The 23,002-nt window shown below is 33.5% G+C and carries 23 protein-coding genes; 15 read left to right on the top strand and 8 right to left on the bottom strand.

All coding sequences use genetic code 11. The annotated features are described in order from the left end of the window. Positions 1–164: 164 nt before the first annotated feature. Positions 165–710, top strand: a complete 546-nt coding sequence (locus tag BWZ20_RS12485) for a DUF2911 domain-containing protein (RefSeq protein ID WP_076620424.1) — start codon at positions 165–167, stop codon at positions 708–710. A gap of 82 nt (positions 711–792) precedes the next feature. Here BWZ20_RS12485 and BWZ20_RS12480 read toward each other — a convergent pair whose 3' ends face one another. Continuing rightward, positions 793–1,341, bottom strand: coding sequence for an HNH endonuclease (locus tag BWZ20_RS12480; protein ID WP_076620422.1), 549 nt, complete (start codon positions 1,339–1,341; stop codon positions 793–795). A gap of 72 nt (positions 1,342–1,413) precedes the next feature. After that, entirely contained in the window at positions 1,414–2,046 is a 633-nt protein-coding gene (locus BWZ20_RS12475) for a 7-carboxy-7-deazaguanine synthase QueE (RefSeq protein WP_076620420.1), read from the bottom strand. Positions 2,047–2,184: 138 nt separating this feature from the next. Between BWZ20_RS12475 and BWZ20_RS12470 the strand changes: the two genes are divergently transcribed. The 7 genes from BWZ20_RS12470 to BWZ20_RS12440 are packed head-to-tail and all read left to right on the top strand — an operon-like array spanning position 2,185 to position 7,507. Then, positions 2,185–3,723, top strand: a complete 1,539-nt coding sequence (locus BWZ20_RS12470; RefSeq protein WP_076620419.1) for a helicase HerA-like domain-containing protein — start codon at positions 2,185–2,187, stop codon at positions 3,721–3,723. Between the two features lie 17 nt (positions 3,724–3,740). Beyond that, on the top strand, positions 3,741–4,298 hold the full coding sequence (locus BWZ20_RS12465) for a hypothetical protein (protein WP_076620418.1): 558 nt from the start codon (positions 3,741–3,743) through the stop codon (positions 4,296–4,298). 57 nt (positions 4,299–4,355) lie between these two features. Further along, on the top strand, positions 4,356–4,730 hold the full coding sequence (locus tag BWZ20_RS12460) for a cupin domain-containing protein (protein ID WP_076620417.1): 375 nt from the start codon (positions 4,356–4,358) through the stop codon (positions 4,728–4,730). A gap of 2 nt (positions 4,731–4,732) precedes the next feature. Then, complete coding sequence (locus BWZ20_RS12455) at positions 4,733–5,560, top strand: alpha/beta hydrolase (protein ID WP_076620416.1); 828 nt, start codon at positions 4,733–4,735, stop codon at positions 5,558–5,560. A gap of 9 nt (positions 5,561–5,569) precedes the next feature. Further along, positions 5,570–6,292: an acetolactate decarboxylase gene (locus tag BWZ20_RS12450; protein WP_076620415.1), complete on the top strand. Its 723-nt coding sequence runs from the start codon at positions 5,570–5,572 to the stop codon at positions 6,290–6,292. Between the two features lie 24 nt (positions 6,293–6,316). Next, on the top strand, positions 6,317–7,078 hold the full coding sequence (rluF, locus tag BWZ20_RS12445) for a 23S rRNA pseudouridine(2604) synthase RluF (protein ID WP_076620414.1): 762 nt from the start codon (positions 6,317–6,319) through the stop codon (positions 7,076–7,078). Positions 7,079–7,084: 6 nt separating this feature from the next. Further along, positions 7,085–7,507, top strand: coding sequence for a VOC family protein (locus BWZ20_RS12440; protein WP_198034986.1), 423 nt, complete (start codon positions 7,085–7,087; stop codon positions 7,505–7,507). Here the strand turns inward: BWZ20_RS12440 and BWZ20_RS12435 are convergent. The 4 genes from BWZ20_RS12435 to BWZ20_RS12420 form a co-directional block, all read right to left on the bottom strand. Beyond that, on the bottom strand, positions 7,476–8,213 hold the full coding sequence (locus BWZ20_RS12435) for a TIGR02206 family membrane protein (RefSeq protein WP_076620412.1): 738 nt from the start codon (positions 8,211–8,213) through the stop codon (positions 7,476–7,478). The two genes, BWZ20_RS12440 and BWZ20_RS12435, sit on opposite strands and share 32 nt — an antisense overlap. Positions 8,214–8,279: 66 nt before the next feature. Then, positions 8,280–9,158 (bottom strand): bifunctional 5,10-methylenetetrahydrofolate dehydrogenase/5,10-methenyltetrahydrofolate cyclohydrolase, encoded by an 879-nt coding sequence (locus BWZ20_RS12430; protein WP_076620411.1) that lies wholly within the window; start codon positions 9,156–9,158, stop codon positions 8,280–8,282. 112 nt (positions 9,159–9,270) lie between these two features. Continuing rightward, positions 9,271–10,602 (bottom strand): signal recognition particle protein, encoded by a 1,332-nt coding sequence (gene ffh, locus BWZ20_RS12425; protein ID WP_076620409.1) that lies wholly within the window; start codon positions 10,600–10,602, stop codon positions 9,271–9,273. Positions 10,603–10,786: 184 nt separating this feature from the next. Then, positions 10,787–12,742, bottom strand: coding sequence for a hypothetical protein (locus BWZ20_RS12420; RefSeq protein ID WP_076620407.1), 1,956 nt, complete (start codon positions 12,740–12,742; stop codon positions 10,787–10,789). A gap of 97 nt (positions 12,743–12,839) precedes the next feature. Between BWZ20_RS12420 and BWZ20_RS12415 the strand changes: the two genes are divergently transcribed. The 5 genes from BWZ20_RS12415 to BWZ20_RS12395 all read left to right on the top strand — a co-directional run bounded on the left by BWZ20_RS12415 (position 12,840) and on the right by BWZ20_RS12395 (position 17,606). After that, complete coding sequence (locus BWZ20_RS12415) at positions 12,840–13,355, top strand: RNA polymerase sigma factor (protein ID WP_076620406.1); 516 nt, start codon at positions 12,840–12,842, stop codon at positions 13,353–13,355. A gap of 132 nt (positions 13,356–13,487) precedes the next feature. Next, entirely contained in the window at positions 13,488–14,378 is an 891-nt protein-coding gene (locus tag BWZ20_RS12410; protein WP_076620405.1) for a FecR family protein, read from the top strand. Continuing rightward, the gene (locus tag BWZ20_RS12405; protein ID WP_076620404.1) at positions 14,371–16,668 is read left to right on the top strand and encodes a TonB-dependent receptor domain-containing protein; all 2,298 of its coding nucleotides are present in this window, start codon (positions 14,371–14,373) and stop codon (positions 16,666–16,668) included. Before BWZ20_RS12410 ends, BWZ20_RS12405 begins: the two co-directional genes overlap by 8 nt. Before the next feature lie 62 nt (positions 16,669–16,730). Continuing rightward, entirely contained in the window at positions 16,731–17,048 is a 318-nt protein-coding gene (gene cutA, locus BWZ20_RS12400; RefSeq protein WP_076620403.1) for a divalent cation tolerance protein CutA, read from the top strand. A gap of 9 nt (positions 17,049–17,057) precedes the next feature. Next, the gene (locus BWZ20_RS12395) at positions 17,058–17,606 is read left to right on the top strand and encodes a YfiT family bacillithiol transferase (protein ID WP_317041679.1); all 549 of its coding nucleotides are present in this window, start codon (positions 17,058–17,060) and stop codon (positions 17,604–17,606) included. Positions 17,607–17,786: 180 nt separating this feature from the next. Here BWZ20_RS12395 and BWZ20_RS12390 read toward each other — a convergent pair whose 3' ends face one another. Both BWZ20_RS12390 and argS read right to left on the bottom strand, forming a co-directional pair. Next, positions 17,787–19,082 (bottom strand): carboxypeptidase-like regulatory domain-containing protein, encoded by a 1,296-nt coding sequence (locus BWZ20_RS12390; protein WP_076620401.1) that lies wholly within the window; start codon positions 19,080–19,082, stop codon positions 17,787–17,789. Positions 19,083–19,289: 207 nt separating this feature from the next. Beyond that, the gene (gene argS, locus BWZ20_RS12385) at positions 19,290–21,071 is read right to left on the bottom strand and encodes an arginine--tRNA ligase (RefSeq protein WP_076620400.1); all 1,782 of its coding nucleotides are present in this window, start codon (positions 21,069–21,071) and stop codon (positions 19,290–19,292) included. Between the two features lie 117 nt (positions 21,072–21,188). Between argS and BWZ20_RS12380 the strand changes: the two genes are divergently transcribed. Further along, entirely contained in the window at positions 21,189–21,554 is a 366-nt protein-coding gene (locus BWZ20_RS12380) for a bleomycin resistance protein (RefSeq protein WP_076620398.1), read from the top strand. A gap of 51 nt (positions 21,555–21,605) precedes the next feature. Further along, positions 21,606–22,718, top strand: a complete 1,113-nt coding sequence (locus tag BWZ20_RS12375) for an arabinogalactan endo-beta-1,4-galactanase (protein ID WP_076620396.1) — start codon at positions 21,606–21,608, stop codon at positions 22,716–22,718. Positions 22,719–23,002 lie beyond the last annotated feature (284 nt).

Here is a 23,002-nt window from a genome sequence, read left to right as displayed (position 1 = left end):
CTAAAATAGTTTCAATACAAAACATTTATAAGTGATTTTGCAAATTATTAAAAGTTAAAACAGCTCAATTCACCTATTTAACTTTTAATCTGTAAACTTTGGGATTTTTTTTCGACCTTTTGATGTATTAAAGCCTAATTTTAGAACAACTAAAAACCAAAAACATGAAAACAACACGATTAATTTCAACTATTGCATTTGCATTTGCTTTACTTCTATCTTTTAATGCTGAAGCTCAAAAATTTTCAGGATTAGATAAAAGCCCTATGGATGCGGCATCTTACCCAAGTGATTACAAAGTATCTGACAAACTAATAAAAATAGTTTACAGCAGACCTCAGTTAAAGGACAGAGAGGTATATGATTTAGCTAAGCCTGGAAAAGTATGGAGACTTGGAGCCAATGAAGCAGCTGAACTCCATGTATATTCCGATATGAAACTGAATGGAGCTGATGTGAAAGAAGGCACCTATACTGTATATGCGATTCCTGGAGAAAAAGAATGGACCGTTATTCTTAGTACAGATTTAAATGTTTGGGGCAGTTATTTTTATAATGAAGAAAATGATGTAGCCAGAATTACCGTACCTACTAGTAAAGATGATGAATCTCTAGAGGCTTTTTCTGTAGCTTTTGAGGCATCTGATAATGGTGTACACATGCACATGGGTTGGGACACTGTTAGAGTTGTGGTACCCTTTACTAAATAAGTATTTAAGAATTAAAAATACAAATCGATTGAAATGCTTTGGTTTCAATCGATTTTTTATTTAAAAATAAATAAAATAGTACCTATTTTAAGGCAGGAACATGTGCCCAATTTTCTCCTGTTTTAATCCTTTGTAATTGCATTGTACTTACACCAAACTGTTTAGCAATAATCTTTAACCGTGTTTTTCTGTTTGGGTTATTTAGCATTTTTTTTATTCTCATAACATCAATTTCAGTAAGCTTCGCTGATGTTAATTTTTTGGGCTTTTTGTAATTAGGATTGCTAAACTGATGTATTTCTTTTTCTCGTTTTGTAGCCCATTTAAGATTATCGATATGATTATTTAACTTATCATAATCTAAATGTATAACGTAAATACCATCATTTTGCACTAAGAAATGTTGCGCCACGAGCTTATGGACATAGTAGGTTTTGAATTTTCCTTTTTGCTTTTTTTTTACTCTAAAATAGAGGTAGCCATGCATATTATAAGGATTAAAAAGTTTCTCTTCACCATTTCTAATTCGAATTAGACGGCCATAATTAGAAACTTTAAATTGTTCATTTGGATGAACAAAATCATCAAAAACTACGATTTTCCATTCCTCGTTCCAGAAATTTCGAATCATTGCGTATTTATTATTAATTAAGGGTTCTGTAAAAATACAAAAAAAATAAGAAAGCTTAATTCTTACTAGTATTTACGGTATGTTTAGGTATTTGTGTGTTTGTAAAGACACCTTCCATTTTGGGTTAGCCATTACATAATCTACAATCTGTGGCATCATTTTTTCGCGCTTACTCCACTCTGGTTGCAAGTACAGAATACAATCCCTATTTACTTTGGTTGCTTGTTGTTCTGCAAATTTAAAATCGTCTTTATTGTAGATTATACATTTTAACTCGTGTGCCTTATCGTAAATTTCTTCGGTAGGTAATTTTACTTTTTTAGGAGATAAACAAATCCAATCCCATTGACCCGTTAATTTATATGCTCCAGAAGTTTCAATATGTGTTTGCACACCTTTGGCTTTTAACTGCTCAGTTAGTGGTCCCATATCCCAAGTTAGTGGTTCACCTCCTGTAACAACAATTGTATTACTATACTTTACAGCATTGGCTACAATTTTTTCTGTTTCAGTAGGTGGATGCAACTCTGCTAGCCAACTTTCCTTTACATCGCACCAGTGGCAACCTACATCGCAACCACCAATTCTTACAAAATATGCAGCAGTACCTTTATGATATCCTTCACCTTGAATAGTATAAAACTCTTCCATTAAAGGTAACAGATGTCCTTTATCTATTAATTCTTGTCGTTCTCTTCTCGTCATAGTCGGCAAATATATCAATAAGTCTTCAGTATTCTGTTGTTGATAGTACTAAAGTACTAGACAGATTGGTGTTTTAGCAATGAATTCAATTTTATACTTGATTAAAATTACACTATTTTTATGCAAATTTTCTGATCAATGCGTAATTCTGAAAAATTCATAAACGATATTAATTCTGGCAACACTTTTAAAGGAGATTACATCACCTTAGGTGCTGCTATGTTAGATGGCGAAACTAAAACAAATGCCTTTGTTAATATTCCTTTAAAAACAATGAACCGTCATGGTCTCATTGCTGGAGCAACAGGTACAGGAAAAACAAAGACACTTCAGGTGTTAGCGGAAAATCTTTCTGAAAAAGGTGTACCGGTTTTATTAATGGATATAAAAGGTGATTTAAGTGGATTAGCAAAGGCAAGTCCAGGTCATCCAAAAATTGACGAGCGTCACGAAAAAATAGGACTTCCGTTTGATCCTAAATCTTTTCCTGTTGAAATTTTAACCTTATCCGAACAAGATGGTGTTAGACTTAGAGCTACTATTAGTGAATTTGGACCAGTTCTTATTTCAAGAATATTAGGTGTTACCGAAACACAAGCCGGAATTATATCTGTTATCTTTAAATATTGTGACGATCATAAATTACCGCTTTTAGATTTAAAAGATTTTAAGAAAATTTTACAATATGCGACTGGAGACGGCAAAAAAGAATTCGAAGAAGCCTATGGTCGTATCTCTACAGCGTCAACAGGAGCAATTCTGAGAAAAATTATTGAAATAGAACAACAAGGTGGTGATTTATTCTTTGGTGAAACCTCTTTTGATACGCAAGATTTATTAAGAATAGATGAGAATGGTCGTGGTTATATCAACATTATCAGACTAACAGATATTCAGGATAAACCAAAGTTGTTTTCAACATTTATGTTGAGTCTTTTGGCTGAGATTTATTCTACCTTCCCAGAACAAGGAGATAGCGGAAGACCAGAATTGATTATGTTTATTGATGAAGCACATTTGATTTTTAATGAGGCTTCAGATGCTCTTTTAAACCAGATTGAAAGTATAGTAAAACTCATACGTAGTAAAGGAGTTGGCTTGTATTTTGTAACTCAAAATCCTACAGATGTTCCGGAAGCTGTGCTTGGACAATTAGGCTTAAAAGTGCAACATGCCTTACGTGCTTTTACTGCTAAAGATCGAAAAGCAATAAAGTTAACTGCACAAAACTACCCAGACACAGAATATTACGATACTGCAGAAGTTTTAACTTCCTTAGGAATTGGTGAAGCTTTAGTTTCGGCATTAAACGAAAAAGGAAAACCAACACCACTTGCTGCTACAATGATGCGCGCACCAATGAGCCGTATGGATATCTTAAAAGAAAGTGAACTTGGTAGTTTATTAGCACAATCTAAATTAGCTCAAAAATATAATAAAGAGGTTGATAGAGAGAGTGCCTATGAAATGCTAAACGAAAAAATAAAACAAGCAGAAGCTGAAGAAGCCAAACGTAAAGCTGAAGCCGAAAAAGCAGCTTTAAAAAAGGCAGAAAGTAAACGCAAAGCCAGTACAAGTAGAAGACGAAGTACAAGACAAAACCCAATAGTAAAAGTACTCTCTAGTCCAACAGTAATTAGAAGTGTATTGGGAATATTAACCAAAATGCTAAAATAAGAAACCCTGAATCTCAGATGAAAAACATTTTTTATGCAATTGTAATTGCATCAGTATTTATAACAAGTTGCTCTAACGATAAACCTATGGACCCTTTTTTAGTTAAAAAGTATAATATAGGATTGCTAACAGACTCAACAACTGTAAAAGATTTAGATGCTGTTTTCAGCAATGACTCTGTTGTAAAATATGTTTCTGGCGATGAATTTGCAGGTACTGTTAATGTTATTGAAATATTTGATAAAACCGGTAAAAAACTCTTAGACTTATCACCGAAAGAAGCACTAGACTCTACTTCTGTAATTTCTAGCGTACGTATTAACGATGAGCGCTACAGAACAGAAAAAAACATCTCAACATTAAGTACCTTTAAGGATATAAAAGACAATTATAAAATTTCTAAAGTTGATAACCTTATCAATACTGTCGTTGTTTCTGTTAATGAGATAAATGCGTCTTTTACTATTGACAAAAAAGAATTACCGAGCAGTCTAAGATTTGACATGGACGCAACTATTGATCCAATTCAAATACCAGAAAAGGCAAAGATTAAGTACTTTATGATTCATTGGTGATTTAGTATTCAGTAACCAGTACTCAGTCGCAGTAAACAGTATGAAATAGGAAAAACGTTGAAGAAAGAGAAAAAATACACCATCCAAAACTCACCATTTGTTGTACCAACTGATGACGGTAAAATCATTAAAGAGCATTTTGGAAATGCAACTGATGGCAATTCAGAAATAAGTATTGCTCACATGGTTGCACCTCCTGGCTGGAGTGAACCTTTTCAAACACCAGAATTTGATGAATACACCTTTATCATAAAAGGAAAAAAACAGTTTATCATAGAAGGTGAAACTATAGTTTTAGAAGCAGGACAATCTATTAAAGTTGAGAAGAATACAAGACTTCAATATTCTAATCCTTTTGATCAACCCTGTGAATATATTGCTATTTGCTTACCTGCATTTTCAATAGAAGCCGTAAACAGAGAAAACGAGTAAAAATGAGTAGTTTTGTTATAAAATCTATCGGTAACGCTTTAAATGCTACAAGCTTAATCTCTTCTAAATACGCTTCAAAAAAGGCATTACATCTGTTTGCTTCACCTCGTAAAGGTCGCTATACAGACAACCAAGAAACAATAGTTGATTCTGCTAAATTTGAAACCTTGTCCCACAACGAATATAACATTGCAACATACCATTGGCAAGGTCATGGACCAACAATTTTACTAGCTCACGGATGGGAAAGTAATGCATCGCGTTGGAGTTATATTCTCAATGACTTAAAAGCTCAAGAGTACAATATTATTGCTTTAGATGCACCTGCACATGGAAAATCCAGTGGTCGTCAATTTAATGCTGTTTTATATGCCGATTGTATTTCTGTAGTTGCAAAAAAGTTTGAACCCGAAGTTATTCTTGGTCACTCCGTAGGTGGCATGGCAACAATTTTCAGTTTACACAACTATAATTTACCTTTTGTAAACAAGATTGTTTCGCTTGGTGCACCAGCTCATTTTAGTGGAGTATTCTCTAGATACAAATCTATGATGGGTTATAACAAACGCATTTCTAAAGGCCTCGACAATATCGTTTACGAACGTTTTGGGAAACCTGTAGATTATTTTTCTGCAGCCAACTTCACAAAGACTATTGAAGCTGAAGGGTTAATCATTCATGATAAAAAAGATAAAATTATTCCTTTTGAAGATGCACTCTTATTTGCCAATCGCTATAAAAACTCTGAGCTTATAGAAACCGAAGGTTTTGGCCATGGTCTTAAAGATGCGTCCCTTACACCAAAAATTATAGAGTTTATAAATCGTTAGTTCTTTATTATGCTGAATAATAAAACACTCTTCATTCTTTTAATATCGCTTTGTTTTAGCTGCAAACCAAACACCAAAGCGCAACAAAACAATACTTATGCAGATGTTATTAGTGTTGCAGCCATGAAAGATGTTATGTGGAAAGGTGAACTATTTAGTAAAATACAATTAGACACCATTAATCCCAAAAAGGGACTTTACGGTCTTGGTCCTGAAGCCTTTTTGCGTGGTGAAATCCTCATCAATAATGGCAAAACTTATGTGTCGAAGGTACTTACAGACACTACAATGACTGTTAAAAAAATACCTGATGCCGAAGCACCATTTTTTGTGTATGCACACGTTAATGAATGGAATAAAATTAGATTGCCTAGCACTTTAAAATCTATTAAAGATTTAGAAACGTTTATCGATAGTAAAACAAAAGACAAAAAAAGGCCTTTCGCTTTTAAACTAGAAGGTGATATTTCTAAAGCTACAATTCATATTCAAAATTTGCCTGAAGGTACTAAAGTATCTTCTCCAAAAGAAGCACATCAAGGCCAGACCAACTATGAATTAGATAATGAGAGTGTTGAAATCATTGGTTTCTTCTCAACTGAACACCAAGGTGTTTTCACCCATCATGATTCTTTTTTACACATGCATCTTATCACCAAAGACGAAACTAAAATGGGACACTTAGACAGCGTCGTTTTTGACGAAATGACATTATTATTACCTAAATCCTAAAAGACTTTATTGTATTTTTGCCACATGTCTAATGATTTAAAACGCCTTAACAAATACCTCAGCGAAGCAGGTTATTGCTCACGTCGTGAAGCCGATCGATTAATTGATGCTGGCAGAGTAACGATTAATGATGTTGTACCAGAAATGGGAACTAAAGTTGCACCTGACGATGTGGTAAAAGTAGATGGAGACGTTATTGGTCAACGCAAACAAGACTTCGTCTATTTAGCATTTAACAAGCCTGTTGGTATTGTGTGTACTACAGATACACGTGTTGAAAAAGATAATATTATAGACTACATCAACTACCCAAAACGCATCTTTCCTATTGGTCGATTAGACAAACCGAGTGAAGGATTGATTTTGCTTACAGACGATGGTGATATCGTTAATAAAATTCTACGTGCTAGCAACAATCACGAAAAAGAGTATATTGTAGCCGTAGATAAGCCTATTTCGCAAACATTTATTCAACGTATGGCAGGCGGTATCTATATTGAAGAACTTAAGCAGCGCACCAAAAAATGTGTTGTTAAAAAAATAGATAAACACACCTTTAGTATCATACTAACTCAAGGCTTAAACCGACAAATACGTAGAATGTGCGAGTACTTAAACTACGAAGTACAAACCTTAAAACGGGTTAGAATAATGAATATTAAACTCGATATACCAATAGGAAAATATCGAGAACTTACTAAAGAAGAGTTTAAAACTTTGAGTGAATTAATAAGCGACTCTAAGAAAACGTTTCAACCAAACCAACGTCGAACCAGAAAAAACTAATATTTAATTATGGCATTATCTCCATTTCATCTTGCAATTCCGGTAGACGACCTTGCAGAATGTAGAAATTTCTACACCAATATCCTTAATTTTGAAGAAGGCAGAAGTAGCGACCATTGGGTAGATTACAACTTTTTTGGACATCAATTAGTGATCCATCTGAAACCAAAAACCAAGGAGGACGCACATACTAATTCTGTAGATGGTAAAGATGTACCTGTGCCACATTTTGGTGTGGTCTTACAGTGGCAAGCCTTTCAGGATTTTGCAGAATTACTAAAAAGCAAAAACATTAAATTTATTATTGAACCTTATATACGTTTTGAAGGACAAGTAGGTGAACAAGCCACAATGTTTTTTAAAGACCCTTCAGGAAATGCCTTAGAGTTTAAAGCATTTAGGGATATGAGTCAGTTGTTTGCAACGTAATTTTTTTTCTTCGTCTTTTCTTTAGGAGATAGAAAGGCAAATATAAAAGCAAAAAATAAGGGATGATTATGAGTTGTATTATAAATATATAATACGGCCAGTCAGCAATATAATCTAACAATGAAGGAAAGTCTGGTTTTGCATTTAAAAAGAAAAAGTTTGTTTTTAATACGATGTTAAGTAAAAATATAAGTGCCACGTATATTTGCAGTGCTACAATAGATTTTAGAGGACTTTTAAAATTGGGCCACATTTTAAAAATAACGATACTATAGAATACAATTGAAAACATAAAAATATGTGTTATCCAATACCTAAAATATTCAAAAGACGGAAAGCCTTCAGAAATATTAGGGGTTATAACACCTTGTATAGAACCACCTAGGGTCCAAAACAATAGTATTTCAAACATCCAAAATTTCCGAGTAAACGTAAAGAAAGGCACTAACAAACCTGCAAAACTACAAATCCAAAGCGGTAAATCGTTGCGGTAATCGTAGTCGCCAATAATTATTAGAAACGCATGATTTAATAGAATCGTGCCTGCTACAAAAACACCTAGACCTTTGAAAAGGAGGCTTCGGTTTTTAAAATTTAACCGACGTTTAGCAAACAAAATAACACTAATGCAAAAAACAATACCAATGCCAATAGGTAATAAGTGTTGCAAAGAGCCAGCAGATACGTCTTTAAGCAATAAAAACATTGGGACTTTTTTAAAAAATTTGTTTCTTCTAAAGTTAAGAAATTACTTTGAATTTTTAAGACGTTATTACTTTTGCCTATGCTGTTCTCTAGCCAACAATGTATTTTTAAGGAGCATAGCAATGGTCATAGGTCCTACACCACCTGGCACAGGTGTTATAAAACTTGCCTTTTTACTAACATTTTCAAAATCTACATCTCCCGTTATGTAGTAGCCTTTTTCAGATTCGTCTGGGACACGTGTAATACCTACATCTACTATAACTGCATCATCCTTTACCATCTCGGCTTTTAAAAACTGTGGAATACCCAATGCTGAAATAATAATATCAGCTTGTGATGTTATTTGAGTTATGTTTTTGGTATGGCTATGGGTTAGTGTTACCGTTGAGTTTCCTGGAAATCCTTTTCTTCCCATTAATATACTCATAGGGCGACCTACAATGTGCGAACGACCTATAACAACCGTATGTTTTCCTTTAGTCTCCACACCATAACGATCTAAGAGCTCTAAAATTCCAAATGGTGTTGCTGGTATAAAGGTAGACATATCCAACGCCATTTTTCCGAAGTTGGTTGGATGAAAACCATCAACATCCTTATCGGGATTTACTGCCATTAACACTTTGCGCGTATTAATCTGCGGTGGTAATGGTAATTGAATGATAAAACCGTCTATGTCATCATTGTTATTAAGATCTTCAATAGTATCTAGAAGTTCTATTTCGCTTGTAGTATTTGGTAAACGGACCATCGTAGATTCAAAACCAACACGCTCGCAAGCTCTAACTTTACTTCCTACATAGGTTAAACTTGCACCATCATTGCCAACAATTACTGCGGCAAGGTGAGGCACCTTTTCGCCATTAGCCTTCATTTTATCAACTTCGGCTTTTATTTCGTTTTTAATGTCGTTACTGGTTTTTCTTCCGTCTAGTATGGTCATTTTTTATTGTTTTCTCGCTAAGACGCGAAGGCGCAAAAGCTAATTGAAAATATATTTATAACTTCTCGACTACGCTCGAAGTGACTGCTTACTTTATACTGTTTACCGCTAACTATCTCGGCATATTTTTCATCATCTGCATCATGCGTTTTCCGCCACCACCTTGCATCATCTTCATCATTTTACTCATTTGCGTAAATTGCTTTAAGAGCTGGTTTACTTCTTGTACTGAGGTTCCCGATCCTTTGCCAATTCTCTTCTTTCTACTTGAATTTATAATTGAAGGATTAGCACGTTCTGCAGGTGTCATAGAATGAATAATGGCTTCAATACCTTTAAAAGCATCATCATCAATGTCTATATCTTTCATCATTTTTCCAGCTCCTGGTATCATGCCAATTAAGTCTTTCATGTTACCCATTTTTTTGATTTGCTGAATCTGTTTTAAGAAATCATCAAACCCAAACTGGTTTTTAGCAATTTTCTTTTGAAGTTTGCGTGCCTCCTCTTCATCAAATTGTTCTTGGGCACGCTCTACAAGAGATACAACGTCTCCCATTCCAAGAATTCTGTCTGCCATACGCGAAGGATAGAAGACATCAATAGCTTCCATCTTCTCACCTGTACCAATAAACTTAATTGGTTTGTTTACAACCGACTTAATTGATATTGCCGCACCACCACGTGTATCACCATCTAACTTGGTAAGGATAACACCATCAAAATTTAAAATATCATTGAAGGCCTTTGCTGTATTTACAGCATCTTGACCTGTCATAGAGTCTACCACAAACAAGGTTTCTTGTGGTTGAATAGCTTTATGAATGTTAGAAATCTCAGTCATCATTGCTTCATCAACCGCCAAACGACCTGCGGTATCTATTATTACAACATTGTGACCGTTAGCTTTTGCATGAGCTATACCTGCTTGTGCAATAGCAACCGGATCACTATTTCCTTTGTCACTATAAACCTCAACGTTGATTTGATCTCCAACGACATGAAGCTGATCTATCGCTGCTGGACGGTAAACATCACAGGCAACTAATAAAGGCTTCTTTGTTTTTTTATTTTTAAGATAGTTAGCAAGCTTACCAGAAAACGTCGTTTTACCAGAACCTTGTAAACCAGACATTAAAATTACACTCGGGTTGCCAGAAAGGTTAATACCTTCTGCATCGCCTCCCATAAGTTCGGTTAATTCGTCTTTAACGATTTTAACCATTAATTGGCCTGGTTGAAGTGTCGTTAATACATTTTGGCCAAGTGCTTTTTCTTTAACCTTATTGGTAAATTCCTTAGCTATTTTAAAGTTAACATCGGCATCTAAAAGCGCACGTCTTACTTCTTTTAAAGTCTCGGCAACATTAACTTCGGTAATGCTTCCATGTCCTTTTAATACGTGTAACGCTTTATCTAACTTATCACTTAAATTATTGAACATAATCTTTATCTCTTTTAGAAGTTGCAAATTTAAGAATTTACAAGAGATAAACGAATGGGATATTTATAATTATGCACTTATGTATTTAAGAATAGCACAAAAGAAAAGAGCTGCCTAGCGGTTGGCAACTCCCTTCATCAACTTAAACTTACTAAAATTACTAACTAAGCGGTTCGTTTATATGTTAATTACATGTTCTCTCAAGAACTAAAATATCATCTCCACTGTGCAACTGTAAACGATCTTCTTCACATTCTACAACCAACCACTCTCCGTTTATTGCTTGAATATTTGGTCCTGCCACATTAGAAAATGTGAGGATTACACCATCATTAGATTGAGACGTTGTCCATGTTGCATCTATTGTAGTGTCGTTATTATAAATTACAACAGTTTGGCTATTTGGTTCAAAATCAAAATTCCAGTTCATAAGATTATCACTACCATTGTAGTTTACTGCATTCCAAATACACTCCACTAAAAAGCCGTCTACATCTTGTTCTGAGCAACCTGATGGATTACAGTCTTGAACAACTAGAACAATAGGAAACACCTCGAATTGATCTTCGATTACAACTCGAGTATACACAACACCCTCTACTCCAATGATTGTATATGATTCTGGATTTGAAATTGCATTAACACCAGTTTCAGCATCTACCAAAGTCTCATGATAAGTTACAACATCAGCACTAGGATTACAGTTTGAAAATGCAATGGTTAGGTCAAAACTATATGGTCCATCAGTACCATTGTCACATTGTTCTATAACAGCATCAAAACTTTCAAAACATTCAAAATAGTTACATTCTTCTGTATTGAGATAAATAGTAAACACTTCAAAATTACCATTCTCTGCCTCAATTCTTAAGTACACTTCACCAGTACCAGACCAATACGATTCTGTTTCTACAATAGCACTTACTCCTGCTTCAGCATCGGCTTCAGTTTCATGGAAACTAGCTACAAAAGCATACTGGCAATCTATTAAACCAATGGTATCTGCACTTAGATTAAACTCAGCCTCATTATTTGGACCTAAACATTCTTGGAGTTCAAAATCACCGAAACATTCAAAAACTTCATTGTTGATTTCACAATCTAGCTCTAGCTTCATAGTAACTATGCCGTCCTCAGTTTCTTTTTCAAACTCAAGCTCATCATCGTCGTCGCAATCTATTAATAACCATAAGCCATTAGCAGTACCGAAAGTTTCTAATCCTTCTATAACAAGTTTATATCCTAAATCTGTTTCTATGACATCCCATTCACCTGTTTCAACAACCGTTGGATCTCCAGTTACTGTTACTTCACCGTTTTCATTAAAATAAAGATGAAGTGTGTCGCTTAATTCTCCACTTTCGTTATAAAATTCAGCTTCAAGACCACATTCTAGAAATAGATTTTCAATATCTTCAATATTAAGATCACAATCGTCGTCATCGTCATCACAATCGTCTTCAGCGGCTTCAATAGCATCCGATAATTCCTGGTTTGAATTTACCTCAACAGTAGCTCCATTTGCATAAACAAGTGTTACAGGATAGTTGAGACTAACAATAAGTGCATTATCATCATCTTCTAAATCATCTAGAAAATTATATAGTGCTTCATCATTAGCTATGGTTACCGTATCTACAATATTAAAGTCACCATTAAACACGGAGAACGTTATTGGATATACAAAATCTACACATTCAATAACATCATCATCTTCGAGGTCGCAATCTTCGATAAAATCTTCTAATTGCTCTTCGTTTTCTATTATAACTTGGTTGTAATCGTTAAAAATTATTGTAATTGGAAACACAAAATCGAAGAAATCATCTTCATCTTCATATTGAGAAAATATATCTTCTAGTTCTTCTAAATCGTTTAAAGTTTCTATAACAATTGTAATATCGCCAACTATTATTGTCACTGGTAATTCCACAGAAAAACAGCTAGAGTCATCTAAAATATTATCGTATTCGCCATAGTTGGCGGTTACATTACCCATAAATCTTGCCAACTCTGAGTTAGGCTGAATCATCTCCTGATCTTGAGGACTATTAACATCTATGGTTTCGTCTTGACATGATGTAAATGCCAAAAGGACAAAAAGCGCATAAATTATGAAATGATTGAATTTAATTTTCATTTTTGTTGGAGCTTTATTATTTAATTATGTAACAGTTAGCGTTTTAAATCTCCTACCATTGCAATAGAAAATTTATTCATAATTTGTGCGCGAAATTATGAGTCAACCAATTAAAGATCATATTTGCGAGGAATTGTTATTTGAGCGTTTGTATAAGAAACACTCAAAAAATCTGCATGATTTTTTGTATTACAAATTTGGTAATCACTTAAATCCTAGTGATAAAGTACAAGAAGCTTTTATTAAACTATGGCAAAATTGTGGAAAGGTAACGCCAGATAAGGCTAAAAGTTTTTTATTTACCACTGCAAACAACCTAATGCTTAATGCTGTTGCACATCGTAAGGTCGTTTTAAAATACGAGAAAATACCTCAAAAAAAATCCACAAATGAGACTCCTGAGTTTGTTTTACAGGAAAAAGAATACCACGAAAAGCTTCAAAAAGCACTTGGTAAATTAACAGAAGCACAACGTGTTGCTTTTTTGATGAATAGAGTTGAGGGCAAAAAATTTAAAGAGATTGCTATACTATTAGACATTTCTACAAAAGCTGTAGAAAAACGCATTTATGGTGCGCTAAAAAAGCTAAGAGAAGACATTGATGAGTTGTAGTACACAGTAATTAGTAGTGAGTAGTTAGTAGTTGCTCTTATTAATAATCTAAAATTTTGAATTTTAAACTTTAAATATGGTAGTAGGTAGGACATTTAATAAGTTAACTGTTCTATAACTGAATTGAAATTTATGACAAGAGAAGAACTCATACAAAAATGGCTAGACCATAACCTTAACTCAGAAGAACAAAGGGCTTTTGAGCAGTTAGAGGACTACAAAGATCTAATGCAACTCGATAAAGCATTAAACGCTTTTAAGTCTCCTGAATTCTCTGTTGATAAAAACTACCAAGCATTACGACCAAGTTTGAAGAACAAGTCTACACAATCTTGGCATAAACCATTACTTAAAGTTGCTGCCGTAGTAGCAATATGCTTTAGCGTGTATTATTACACAACTACATTAGACAGCACATTTAACACTGAAATTGCACAGCAAACCACTATAGATTTACCAGATACTTCTGAAGTTATTCTAAATACAAATTCTAATTTGGTTTTTAATAAAAATAGTTGGGACGACAAACGTGAAGTAAAACTTAAGGGTGAAGCATTTTTTAAAGTTGCTAAGGGTGAGAAATTTGATGTGGTTACAGACAAAGGTATTGTTAGTGTCCTTGGAACTCAATTTAATGTAAAAAACCGTGACAACTACTTTGAAGTAAAATGCTATGAAGGTTTAGTTGGCGTAAAAACAAAAGATAATTACACTGAGTTAACGCCAGGAAATGGACTAAAAATAATTGATGGGAAGTTATTTGCCAATGAAAAAGAAATCACTACGCAACCCAATTGGTTGCGTGGTGAAAGTAATTTTGTCAATATTCCCTTTAAACATGTTATTTCGGAGTTAGAAAACTATTACGATATAAAAATAGTTGTAGATAAAGCTGATGCTGACCGACTATATACTGGAGGTTTTACACATAAAAATCTAGAATTGGCATTGAAATCTGTAACAATACCATTAAATTTAAGCTATAGTAAGTCCGGAACTTCTATTGTATTAAAGCGTGAATAAACTTATACATCGTATTGTTTTATTTCTACTAATTTTTACCTTCTCTAATCTTGCATTCAGCCAAAAAGAGGAACCAAAACAACTCGTTCAAATACTAGAGCGCCTAGAAGAACGCTATGAAGTAAAGTTTTCTTTTGAAACCAAAACTATTCTGAATATTGAGCTTTACCCATTAAAGGAAGAACTCTCCTTAGAAGAAGCGTTAAACCAACTCAAATCAATTACCAACCTTAATTTTGAAGTTTTAAGTAGACGTTTTATTGCTATTACACCAACCGATAAAACAGTGCACACATTAGAAGAAGTCGTCGTTAACAACTATTTATCTAGAGGTATTTCTAAAACCAACAATGGTACCATTACTGTAGACGCCAATGCCTTTGATATTTTACCTGGATTAATAGAACCAGATGTTTTGCAAATAGTACAAAATCTACCTGGTATTGTGAGTGTAGACGAACGTATATCTAACATCAATGTAAGAGGTGGCACCAACGATCAAAACCTTATACTTTACGAAGGTATTCGTATGTACCAATCTGGTCATTTCTTTGGGCTAATTTCAGCATTTAATCCTTATTTGTCAGATGATATTCGTATTTCAAAAAATGGTACAAGTGCACTTTATGGTGATGCTGTTTCTGGTACAATATCCATTAAAAATTTAGATAAAATAGACCAGACCTTTAATGCAGGCCTAGGCAGTAATTTACTTAATTTAGATGGTTATGCAAAAGTACCTTTAAGTAAAAAAACAGAATTACAACTTTCTGCCAGACGCTCTTTTACAGATATATTGGTGTCTCAAACTTACGACGCTTATTTTGACAGAATTTTTAGAGACTCAGAACTTAACATTGCCAATGATGTTAATACACTTTTGGCATTAGACGAGCGCTTTTTATTTTATGATGTCAATGCCAAGTTTCTTTACGATATTAACGACACATCTAAACTTAGAGTAAGTCTATTAAATATCTATAACAATCTCGATTACAACCAAACCTTTGCCAACTCAGATAATAATATTCAAGAAACAAGAAGTGCACTCAACCAAGTAAGCTATGGCGCAAGTGCAAGGTATTCTAAAGTTTTTAAAAATGACATACAGGCTTCCGCACAGGTATATTATTCTCATTATGATTTAGATGCTCAAAATAATGATATAACCAATAGTCAATTACTTATACAGGAAAATAAAGTTGAAGATTACGGCTTACGTTTCGATATAAATAAAACAATAGATAATAACGTTGAGGTAAGAGGTGGTTACCAATTTAATGAAGTGGGAGTTACTAATTTTGAAGATGTATCTAATCCCGACTTTACACGTTTAGTAAAAGAAATTATAAGAACTCATGCCGTTTTTGGGGAAATAGAGCGTTATTCAAAATCTCGTAACACATATATACGACTAGGTGCACGCATTAGCTACTTTGAAAAACTAAAAGAACTTGTGTTAGAACCAAGATTTACCTTTAATCAAAAAATCTCTGACGATATCAGATTAGAAATTTTAGGCGAACTAAAGAGTCAAACTATTTCTCAAGTAATAGATCTACAGCAAGACTTTTTTGGTATCGAAAAACGTCGCTGGCAATTATCTAATTTAGAGAATGTTCCGCTGGTAAAAAGTCAGCAAGTTTCCTTTGGATTAAGTTACAACCAAAACAACTTTTTGGTTTCGCTAGAAGGGTATTATAAAAATGTTGAAGGTATTACTGCCCAAAGTCAAGGGTTTCAAAATCAATTTCAATTTGTAAATGATATAGGTGCTTACACCATTACTGGCTTGGATTTTTTAGTAAATAAACGTTTTAATAACTTTAGCACTTGGCTAAGCTACACTTTAAGTAATAACGATTATAAGTTTGATGTTATTAATGACGGTAATTCATTTCCTAACAGCGTAGATTTAACTCACGTAGCCAATGCATCGTTAACGTACAGCTTAAAAAACTTTAAAATAGGTTTAGGCATTAATTGGCACTCTGGCAGAGCTTATACAAAGCCATTACAAGTACAAGATAACAGTAATTCTTCTATAGAATACCAAAGCCCAAATAGTGCTCAATTAGAAGATTATTTTAGAGCCGACGTATCTGCAATTTATAAATTTCAGATCTCAAAAGGTATAAAAGCAGTAGCTGGTGCTTCTGTCTGGAATATGTTTAATCAAAATAACATTATAAATCGTTATTACACCTTAGACACAGACAATACTATTGTTGAAATTGATAATCGATCATTAAAATTCACACCCAATCTAAGCTTTAGAGTCAGTTTTTAATTAATTATGCTTAATTTACATATTGCATAAAATCTGAACTATTTTTTTCAAAAAATGCAATTATGATACAGATAAATATAATTACCAAAGACAGAGAACAAGCAGAGGAAATAACCACACTTTTATTTGAAGAGAGATTAGTTGTTAACGAATTCATAATCAATGATATGACTGGCAGAAACCCAAACGAGCGAGGTAATTTAACCAGTGAAAAAGAAGTTCTAATTGTAGGTACTACCAAGGCTCTTTTATTTAATGCGATTGACCAATTATTACAGCTAAAGTATGGTGAGCATATGCCTATAATTTATGCAATACCAATAGTGTACATAAATTCTGAGCAGAGTGATTATTTAAGGCAAAATACCGCAAAAGTTTAATACTCTTAGATGATGACTGAACAAGAATTATATAAACTTAAGTTTCCGGTGGGAGAATTTGAAAAGCCCAAACAAATTACTAAAAACCATATCAATAGTTGGATTTCTATTATTGAAGATTTTCCTCAAAAAATAGAGAATATCACAAAGAATCTTAGCGAAGAACAACTCAATTACAAATACAGACCAAATGGCTGGACCATTAAACAAGTAGTGCATCATTGCGCAGATAGCCATATCAACAGCATTATTAGATTTAAGCTTGCAATTACTGAAAATACGCCAACTATAAGACCCTATTTTGAAGATAGATTTGCGACGCTTACAGATTACTCTCAACCCCTTGATGCTTCACTATTAATTTTAATAGGAGTACATCACAAGCTAGGTATACTGTTAAATAATTTTTCTGAAGACGATCTAAAACGAACATTTATACACCCAGAACATGGTAAACAATTCTCGATTGAAGAAACCATTGGTGTCTATGCATGGCATAGTAATCATCATTTTGCCCATATAGAGCAAGCATTAAAATACAATGGATCGTTTAACTAAAAAAAGAGGCTGTCTGAAAGGTACAAAAATCTGTCATTCTGAATTGTCCCACAGAGCGCAGTCGAAGTGTATTTCAGAATCTCAAAAAACTGATTTTAATTTTTTATTAGAATCTGAAACGAGTTCAGATTGACAAAATATTAACTATATCAATTAGACTCTTCGGTGTATTGGTGCGTTTTAAGGCCTACCATTTACTGTAGATTCTTCTTTTAGCCTTTGCTTCTCGATACTTTTTAAAATTTTCTCTATTGCAGTCTCAATAGACTTGTCTGGCTCTATAAGATTATATTCTCCCCAAAAATCTGGATCAGAAAAACCTGAAATCGCATCAGTTATTATAACCGAAGGTCTCAATCTATCTTTACTTTTTATTTTTTTATCTGTTGAGTTAATTTCCCAATCTGTTACGGCCATTTCACTCGAGAGGGAATATACTTTGTTAAAGATTTGTCGTTTTTTATTTACCTTAAACTCTAAAAATAAATTTGAATAGCTATAATACCATTTTCCGCCTTTTTCTTTGTAGTTTACTTTATATTTAGCCTCTAATGGATAAACGATAACGTTACTGGGCTTCTTTTTTACTAAAAGATTTTTACTTCTGTTTTTATTACTTAAATCTAATGAATAGTCTGCACTAACCAATGCCAAAGACTCTACATCTATAAACAACTTGCCTTTATAACTATAGTTAAGAGCATTGTTTTTTGGTGTAAAATTAACGACATAAACGTTTCTGTTATTAATATTAGATGGCTTGTCGAACGAGAACTTATAACTATTTATAGTAGCATCTGTGAAAATATATTCAGGATATTTCATAATATCCAAATAAATAGTTGAAAACGGACCACCTTGTAATTTAACTGAAATCGTGTCTAGCCGCTTATAATCTGTACTTTTTCTTGCTTTATTAAGAGCTATAGCATCCTCTACAGAAGATTTATTTGGGTATTTTAAAATATTAACTACTGCTTCGGTTAAAGACACATTTCTATTTCGTCGTTTTATGGTTTCCCTATAAAATGCGGTCATATACACCGATTCATCTTGGTGATTTTTACTTTTATTATCAAATACCTTCCTAATTAGACTTTCGGCATTTTTAAAGGCAGAAATACTCACCTCAGATAACTCAGTAACTGTTCTGTACAATTCAATCTTATTGTCCTTAGCAGACAATTCTGATAATGGAATAACCCTAGTACTATAGCCCAATACACTGATAATAACTTTAGAGTCTAAATATTCTTTTGAAACTTTTAATACAAATTCACCTTCAGAATTTGTAATCGTTCCAACATTAGTTTCATTAACGTTAAGACTTGCAGCTTCAAGTGCCTTATTTGTTTTACCGTCTACCACCTTACCACTAAATTCTGAGTAATTCTCTTGAGCACTTAGAGTAAAAGTCACCAACAAAATAGCTAAAAATGTGTTGGATAAAGATTTAAAATACTGTGTAGTTTTCATCTGTTAGTTGTTATTGCTTTTTTTATTTGTCAGATGGAATTCGCTATAAAATTTAAGTCTATCTAAAATTTATTATCATTGCTCATTTCATAGCATAGTTCCTTAATTTAACCTCACCTAAGATACTAAAAAACGAACATATTACTACACAGCAATCTGTTAAAACTACTGTAAACACTACACTTAGTAAGATATTTCTTAATAAACCTACATACGTTCTGGCACATCAATACCGAGAACACTAAACGCATTTTTTATAGTTTGCCCTACAGTTTTAGACAACTGCACTCTAAAGACTTTCTCTTCTTCCTCATCAGCACCAAGAATAGATACATTTTGATAGAACGAATTAAAATCTTTGACCAAATCGTAAGTATAATTTGCAACTAATGCAGGACTGTGGTTTTCTGCTGCATTTTGAATAACTTCAGGAAATTGCTCTAACTGTTTAAGAAGCTCTCTTTCTTTATCTTGAAGTGAAACTTCGACCGCGCTCAGCGTAATATTTTCATCTATGTTAGACTTTCTTAAAATAGATTGAATTCGTGCATAAGTGTATTGAATAAAAGGTCCTGTATTTCCTTGAAAATCTATTGATTCTTTAGGGTCGAATAAAATTCGCTTTTTAGGATCTACTTTTAAGATGTAATATTTAAGCGCCCCCAAACCAATGGTTTTGTATAGTGCTTTTTTATCGGCTTCAGAATAATCATCTAGCTTTCCTAATTCTTTAGAAATTTCCTCAGCGGTATCTGCCATTTCTTGTATAAGATCGTCTGCATCTACTACAGTACCTTCTCTACTCTTCATTTTACCACTTGGTAAATCTACCATACCATAACTTAAATGGTATAGATTTTTTGCCCAATCAAAGCCTAGTTTTTTAAGAATTAAAAACAGCACCTTAAAATGATAGTCTTGCTCATTTCCAACAGTATACACCATACCACCAACATCTGGATAATCCTTAATTCGCTGTATAGCGGTACCAATATCTTGCGTCATATAAACTGCGGTTCCATCTGCTCTAAGCACTATTTTTTCATCGAGACCATCTTCTGTTAAATCGCACCAAACAGAGCCATCCGCTTTTTTAAAGAACACACCGCTTTTTAAACCTTCAGCAACAAATTCTTTTCCTAAAAGATAGGTTTGGCTTTCATAGTAATATTTATCAAAATCTACACCTATAGCTTTATATGTCTCTTCAAAACCTTCATAAACCCAACCATTCATTTTTTCCCAAAGTGCTACAACCTCAGCATCTCCTGCTTCCCATTTACGAAGCATTTCTTGGGCTTCTAAAAGAATCGGTGCATTTTTTTTGGCATCTTCATCGTTTTGTCCTTGTGCCACCAATTCTGCAATTTCTGCTTTGTAGGCTTTATCAAATTCAACATAGTAATTCCCAACAAGTTTATCACCTTTTAATCCAGTAGATTCTGGTGTTTCTCCATTGCCAAATCGTTGCCAAGCTAACATACTTTTACAAATATGAATACCTCTATCATTGATGATTTGGGTTTTATAAACTTTCTTTCCAGAAGCTTTTAAAATCTCAGAAACCGAGTAGCCTAAAAGTACATTTCTAACATGTCCTAAATGCAGCGGTTTGTTAGTGTTTGGCGAAGAATACTCTACCATTACGGCTTTATCGTCTTTAAGACTCGCAAAACCATAGTTGTTTTGATCTTTTATGGTGTTGAAGAAATCTACATAATACGAATCATCAATTTCTATGTTTAAAAAGCCTTTTACAACATTAAACCCTTTAACCAGAGTAACATTATCCTGAAGGTATTGTCCTATCTGCCCGCCAATAACCACAGGATTTCCTTTTACCACGCGCAACATAGGAAAAACAACAATAGTGATGTCGCCAGCAAACTCTTTGCGAGTTGCCTGAAATTCTACAGATTCTAAATCTGCCTGAAATAATTCCTTTACAGCTGTTTTTACATGTAATTCTAAAGTATCCTGAAGCTTCATATTAATTTTAATTTAGGCTTTTAAAACGCCTGCAAAGATAGCAATTTTATTATTCTATTAAGACAACAGCGCATCATAATCCCCATTTTTAAAGACATAAAAAACATTAAATTAAAAATGGATCGAAAATCGCACCTCCTCAAAGGCATACCTGTTTTAGCTTCTTTAAATATTAAAAAGACTGTAGAGTTCTATAAAACTAAACTCGGCTTTAATAAAATTGGTTATTTAGACGATAATTATGCTATAATTGCACGCGACAATTTTGTGGTTCATTTTTGGAAATGTAATGACAAAATTCACCCAGAAAACACAAGTTGTTATGTAGATGTAGAAGATATCGACACGCTCTACGAAGAATTAAAAACGTTTGGTGTTATTCACCCAAATGGTAATTTAAAAAATCACCCTTATGGCATGCGAGAATTTGCCATTTTAGATCGCGACGGAAATATGATTAAATTTGGTCAGGAAATTTCATGAAAATAGTTTTTAAACTTAATAAGTTACAAATACACATTTAAGAAAATCAGAATGAAAAAGTATTGGATTATTAGCCTAATCATTTTAGCATCTTGTTCTAGTGACGATGACTCAAATAGAGAGACTTCAAATCAATTTTACAAAGGCATGGATTTGTCGTTTCAAAGCGAGTTAGAAAACTACAATGTAGATTATAAAGATGAAGAGGGCAACTCGGTTGAATTATTAGATTTTGTAAGATCTAAAGGTACAAACTTAGTACGTTTAAAACTCTGGCACACTCCACAAGATGGGCAAAACGGGCTTGAAGATGTAAAGGCTTATGCACAAAAGATTAAAGCCCAAAATATGGACTTTTTGCTCAATTTTCACTACAGTGATTACTGGGCAGATCCTGGTACGCAAACCCCTCCAGTTGCTTGGCAAAATTTGAATATTGACCAATTAAAAGTGGCAATTTATAATTATACAAAAGATGTTGTACAACAGTTAAAATCTCAAAATACATTACCAGACATTATACAAATTGGCAATGAAACTGACAGTGGATTTTTATGGGATTTTGGCAGAGTTTGGGGTAGTTTTAACAATAATTGGGGCAATTATACAGACTTAGTATCTGAAGCTATACGCGCCGTAAGAGATGTTGATAACGAAGGTAAAACAAGAATAATGCTGCACCACTCTAGCGTAGAAAATGCTATTTTCTTTCTTAATGAACTAGTGCCCTATAACATTGATTTTGATATCATTGGTTTATCCTATTATCCTCAGTTTCAAATTAAAGATTTAGATCTTGTTGCTTCAAAATTAAATGAACTCGCCAACAATTTCAGCAAAGATATTTTGATGGTAGAAGTTGCATATCCTTTTACGTTACAGTGGAATGATAACCAAACAAATTATATAGGAAGCTTAGATCAAACTTTGGTAGAATTTTCGCCAACACCACAAGGACAAAAAGCATACTTTGAATGGTTAATACAAACCATTAAAAACATACCAAACGACCATGGGATTGGTTTTTGTTATTGGGCACCAGATTGGGTAGCTTTTGAAGGCAACGAAGCAACCTCAACAAATGGTACATCTTGGGAAAACCAATGTCTTTTCGATTTTGAGCTTAAAGCATTACCAGCGCTAGGAATATATAGCACTAATTAATTAAATATCAATACATTATAATTTATGTGCATTTCATCGGTAAAACGGTCGTTTTCCTATGATTTTTACCGTTGGTCGATTTAACTTTTTTTTCATGAATTTCATCTGTCGTTTCAACTAATTTATTAGCATCTAAACCTAATAATTAGCGTATTTAAGCACAATATGGCATTTTTGGTAGGCTATTAACAAATGTCCCAAACATTAAATGAGGCTTTATAATCGAACATTAACCACGTTGTTATTGTTTAGTGTTGACTTACTTTTTACATCCCTCAATAAAA

It is taken from the genome of Winogradskyella sp. J14-2 (assembly GCF_001971725.1).
Lineage (GTDB): Bacteria > Bacteroidota > Bacteroidia > Flavobacteriales > Flavobacteriaceae > Winogradskyella.
The sequence above is the reverse complement of the archived record's forward strand: the minus strand, read 5'-3'. Positions and strand labels throughout refer to the sequence as shown.

What these genes read in the sequence shown, in the direction of transcription:
- BWZ20_RS12485 (WP_076620424.1), top strand. Translation starts at nt 165, where the DNA reads ATGAAAACAACACGATTAATTTCAACTATTGCATTTGCATTTGCTTTA.
- BWZ20_RS12480 (WP_076620422.1), bottom strand. Translation starts at nt 1,341, where the DNA reads ATGATTCGAAATTTCTGGAACGAGGAATGGAAAATCGTAGTTTTTGAT.
- BWZ20_RS12475 (WP_076620420.1), bottom strand. Translation starts at nt 2,046, where the DNA reads ATGACGAGAAGAGAACGACAAGAATTAATAGATAAAGGACATCTGTTA.
- BWZ20_RS12470 (WP_076620419.1), top strand. Translation starts at nt 2,185, where the DNA reads ATGCGTAATTCTGAAAAATTCATAAACGATATTAATTCTGGCAACACT.
- BWZ20_RS12465 (WP_076620418.1), top strand. Translation starts at nt 3,741, where the DNA reads ATGAAAAACATTTTTTATGCAATTGTAATTGCATCAGTATTTATAACA.
- BWZ20_RS12455 (WP_076620416.1), top strand. Translation starts at nt 4,733, where the DNA reads ATGAGTAGTTTTGTTATAAAATCTATCGGTAACGCTTTAAATGCTACA.
- BWZ20_RS12450 (WP_076620415.1), top strand. Translation starts at nt 5,570, where the DNA reads ATGCTGAATAATAAAACACTCTTCATTCTTTTAATATCGCTTTGTTTT.
- rluF (WP_076620414.1), top strand. Translation starts at nt 6,317, where the DNA reads ATGTCTAATGATTTAAAACGCCTTAACAAATACCTCAGCGAAGCAGGT.
- BWZ20_RS12435 (WP_076620412.1), bottom strand. Translation starts at nt 8,213, where the DNA reads ATGTTTTTATTGCTTAAAGACGTATCTGCTGGCTCTTTGCAACACTTA.
- BWZ20_RS12430 (WP_076620411.1), bottom strand. Translation starts at nt 9,158, where the DNA reads ATGACCATACTAGACGGAAGAAAAACCAGTAACGACATTAAAAACGAA.
- ffh (WP_076620409.1), bottom strand. Translation starts at nt 10,602, where the DNA reads ATGTTCAATAATTTAAGTGATAAGTTAGATAAAGCGTTACACGTATTA.
- BWZ20_RS12420 (WP_076620407.1), bottom strand. Translation starts at nt 12,742, where the DNA reads ATGAAAATTAAATTCAATCATTTCATAATTTATGCGCTTTTTGTCCTT.
- BWZ20_RS12415 (WP_076620406.1), top strand. Translation starts at nt 12,840, where the DNA reads ATGAGTCAACCAATTAAAGATCATATTTGCGAGGAATTGTTATTTGAG.
- BWZ20_RS12410 (WP_076620405.1), top strand. Translation starts at nt 13,488, where the DNA reads ATGACAAGAGAAGAACTCATACAAAAATGGCTAGACCATAACCTTAAC.
- cutA (WP_076620403.1), top strand. Translation starts at nt 16,731, where the DNA reads ATGATACAGATAAATATAATTACCAAAGACAGAGAACAAGCAGAGGAA.
- BWZ20_RS12395 (WP_317041679.1), top strand. Translation starts at nt 17,058, where the DNA reads ATGATGACTGAACAAGAATTATATAAACTTAAGTTTCCGGTGGGAGAA.
- BWZ20_RS12390 (WP_076620401.1), bottom strand. Translation starts at nt 19,082, where the DNA reads ATGAAAACTACACAGTATTTTAAATCTTTATCCAACACATTTTTAGCT.
- argS (WP_076620400.1), bottom strand. Translation starts at nt 21,071, where the DNA reads ATGAAGCTTCAGGATACTTTAGAATTACATGTAAAAACAGCTGTAAAG.
- BWZ20_RS12380 (WP_076620398.1), top strand. Translation starts at nt 21,189, where the DNA reads ATGGATCGAAAATCGCACCTCCTCAAAGGCATACCTGTTTTAGCTTCT.
- BWZ20_RS12375 (WP_076620396.1), top strand. Translation starts at nt 21,606, where the DNA reads ATGAAAAAGTATTGGATTATTAGCCTAATCATTTTAGCATCTTGTTCT.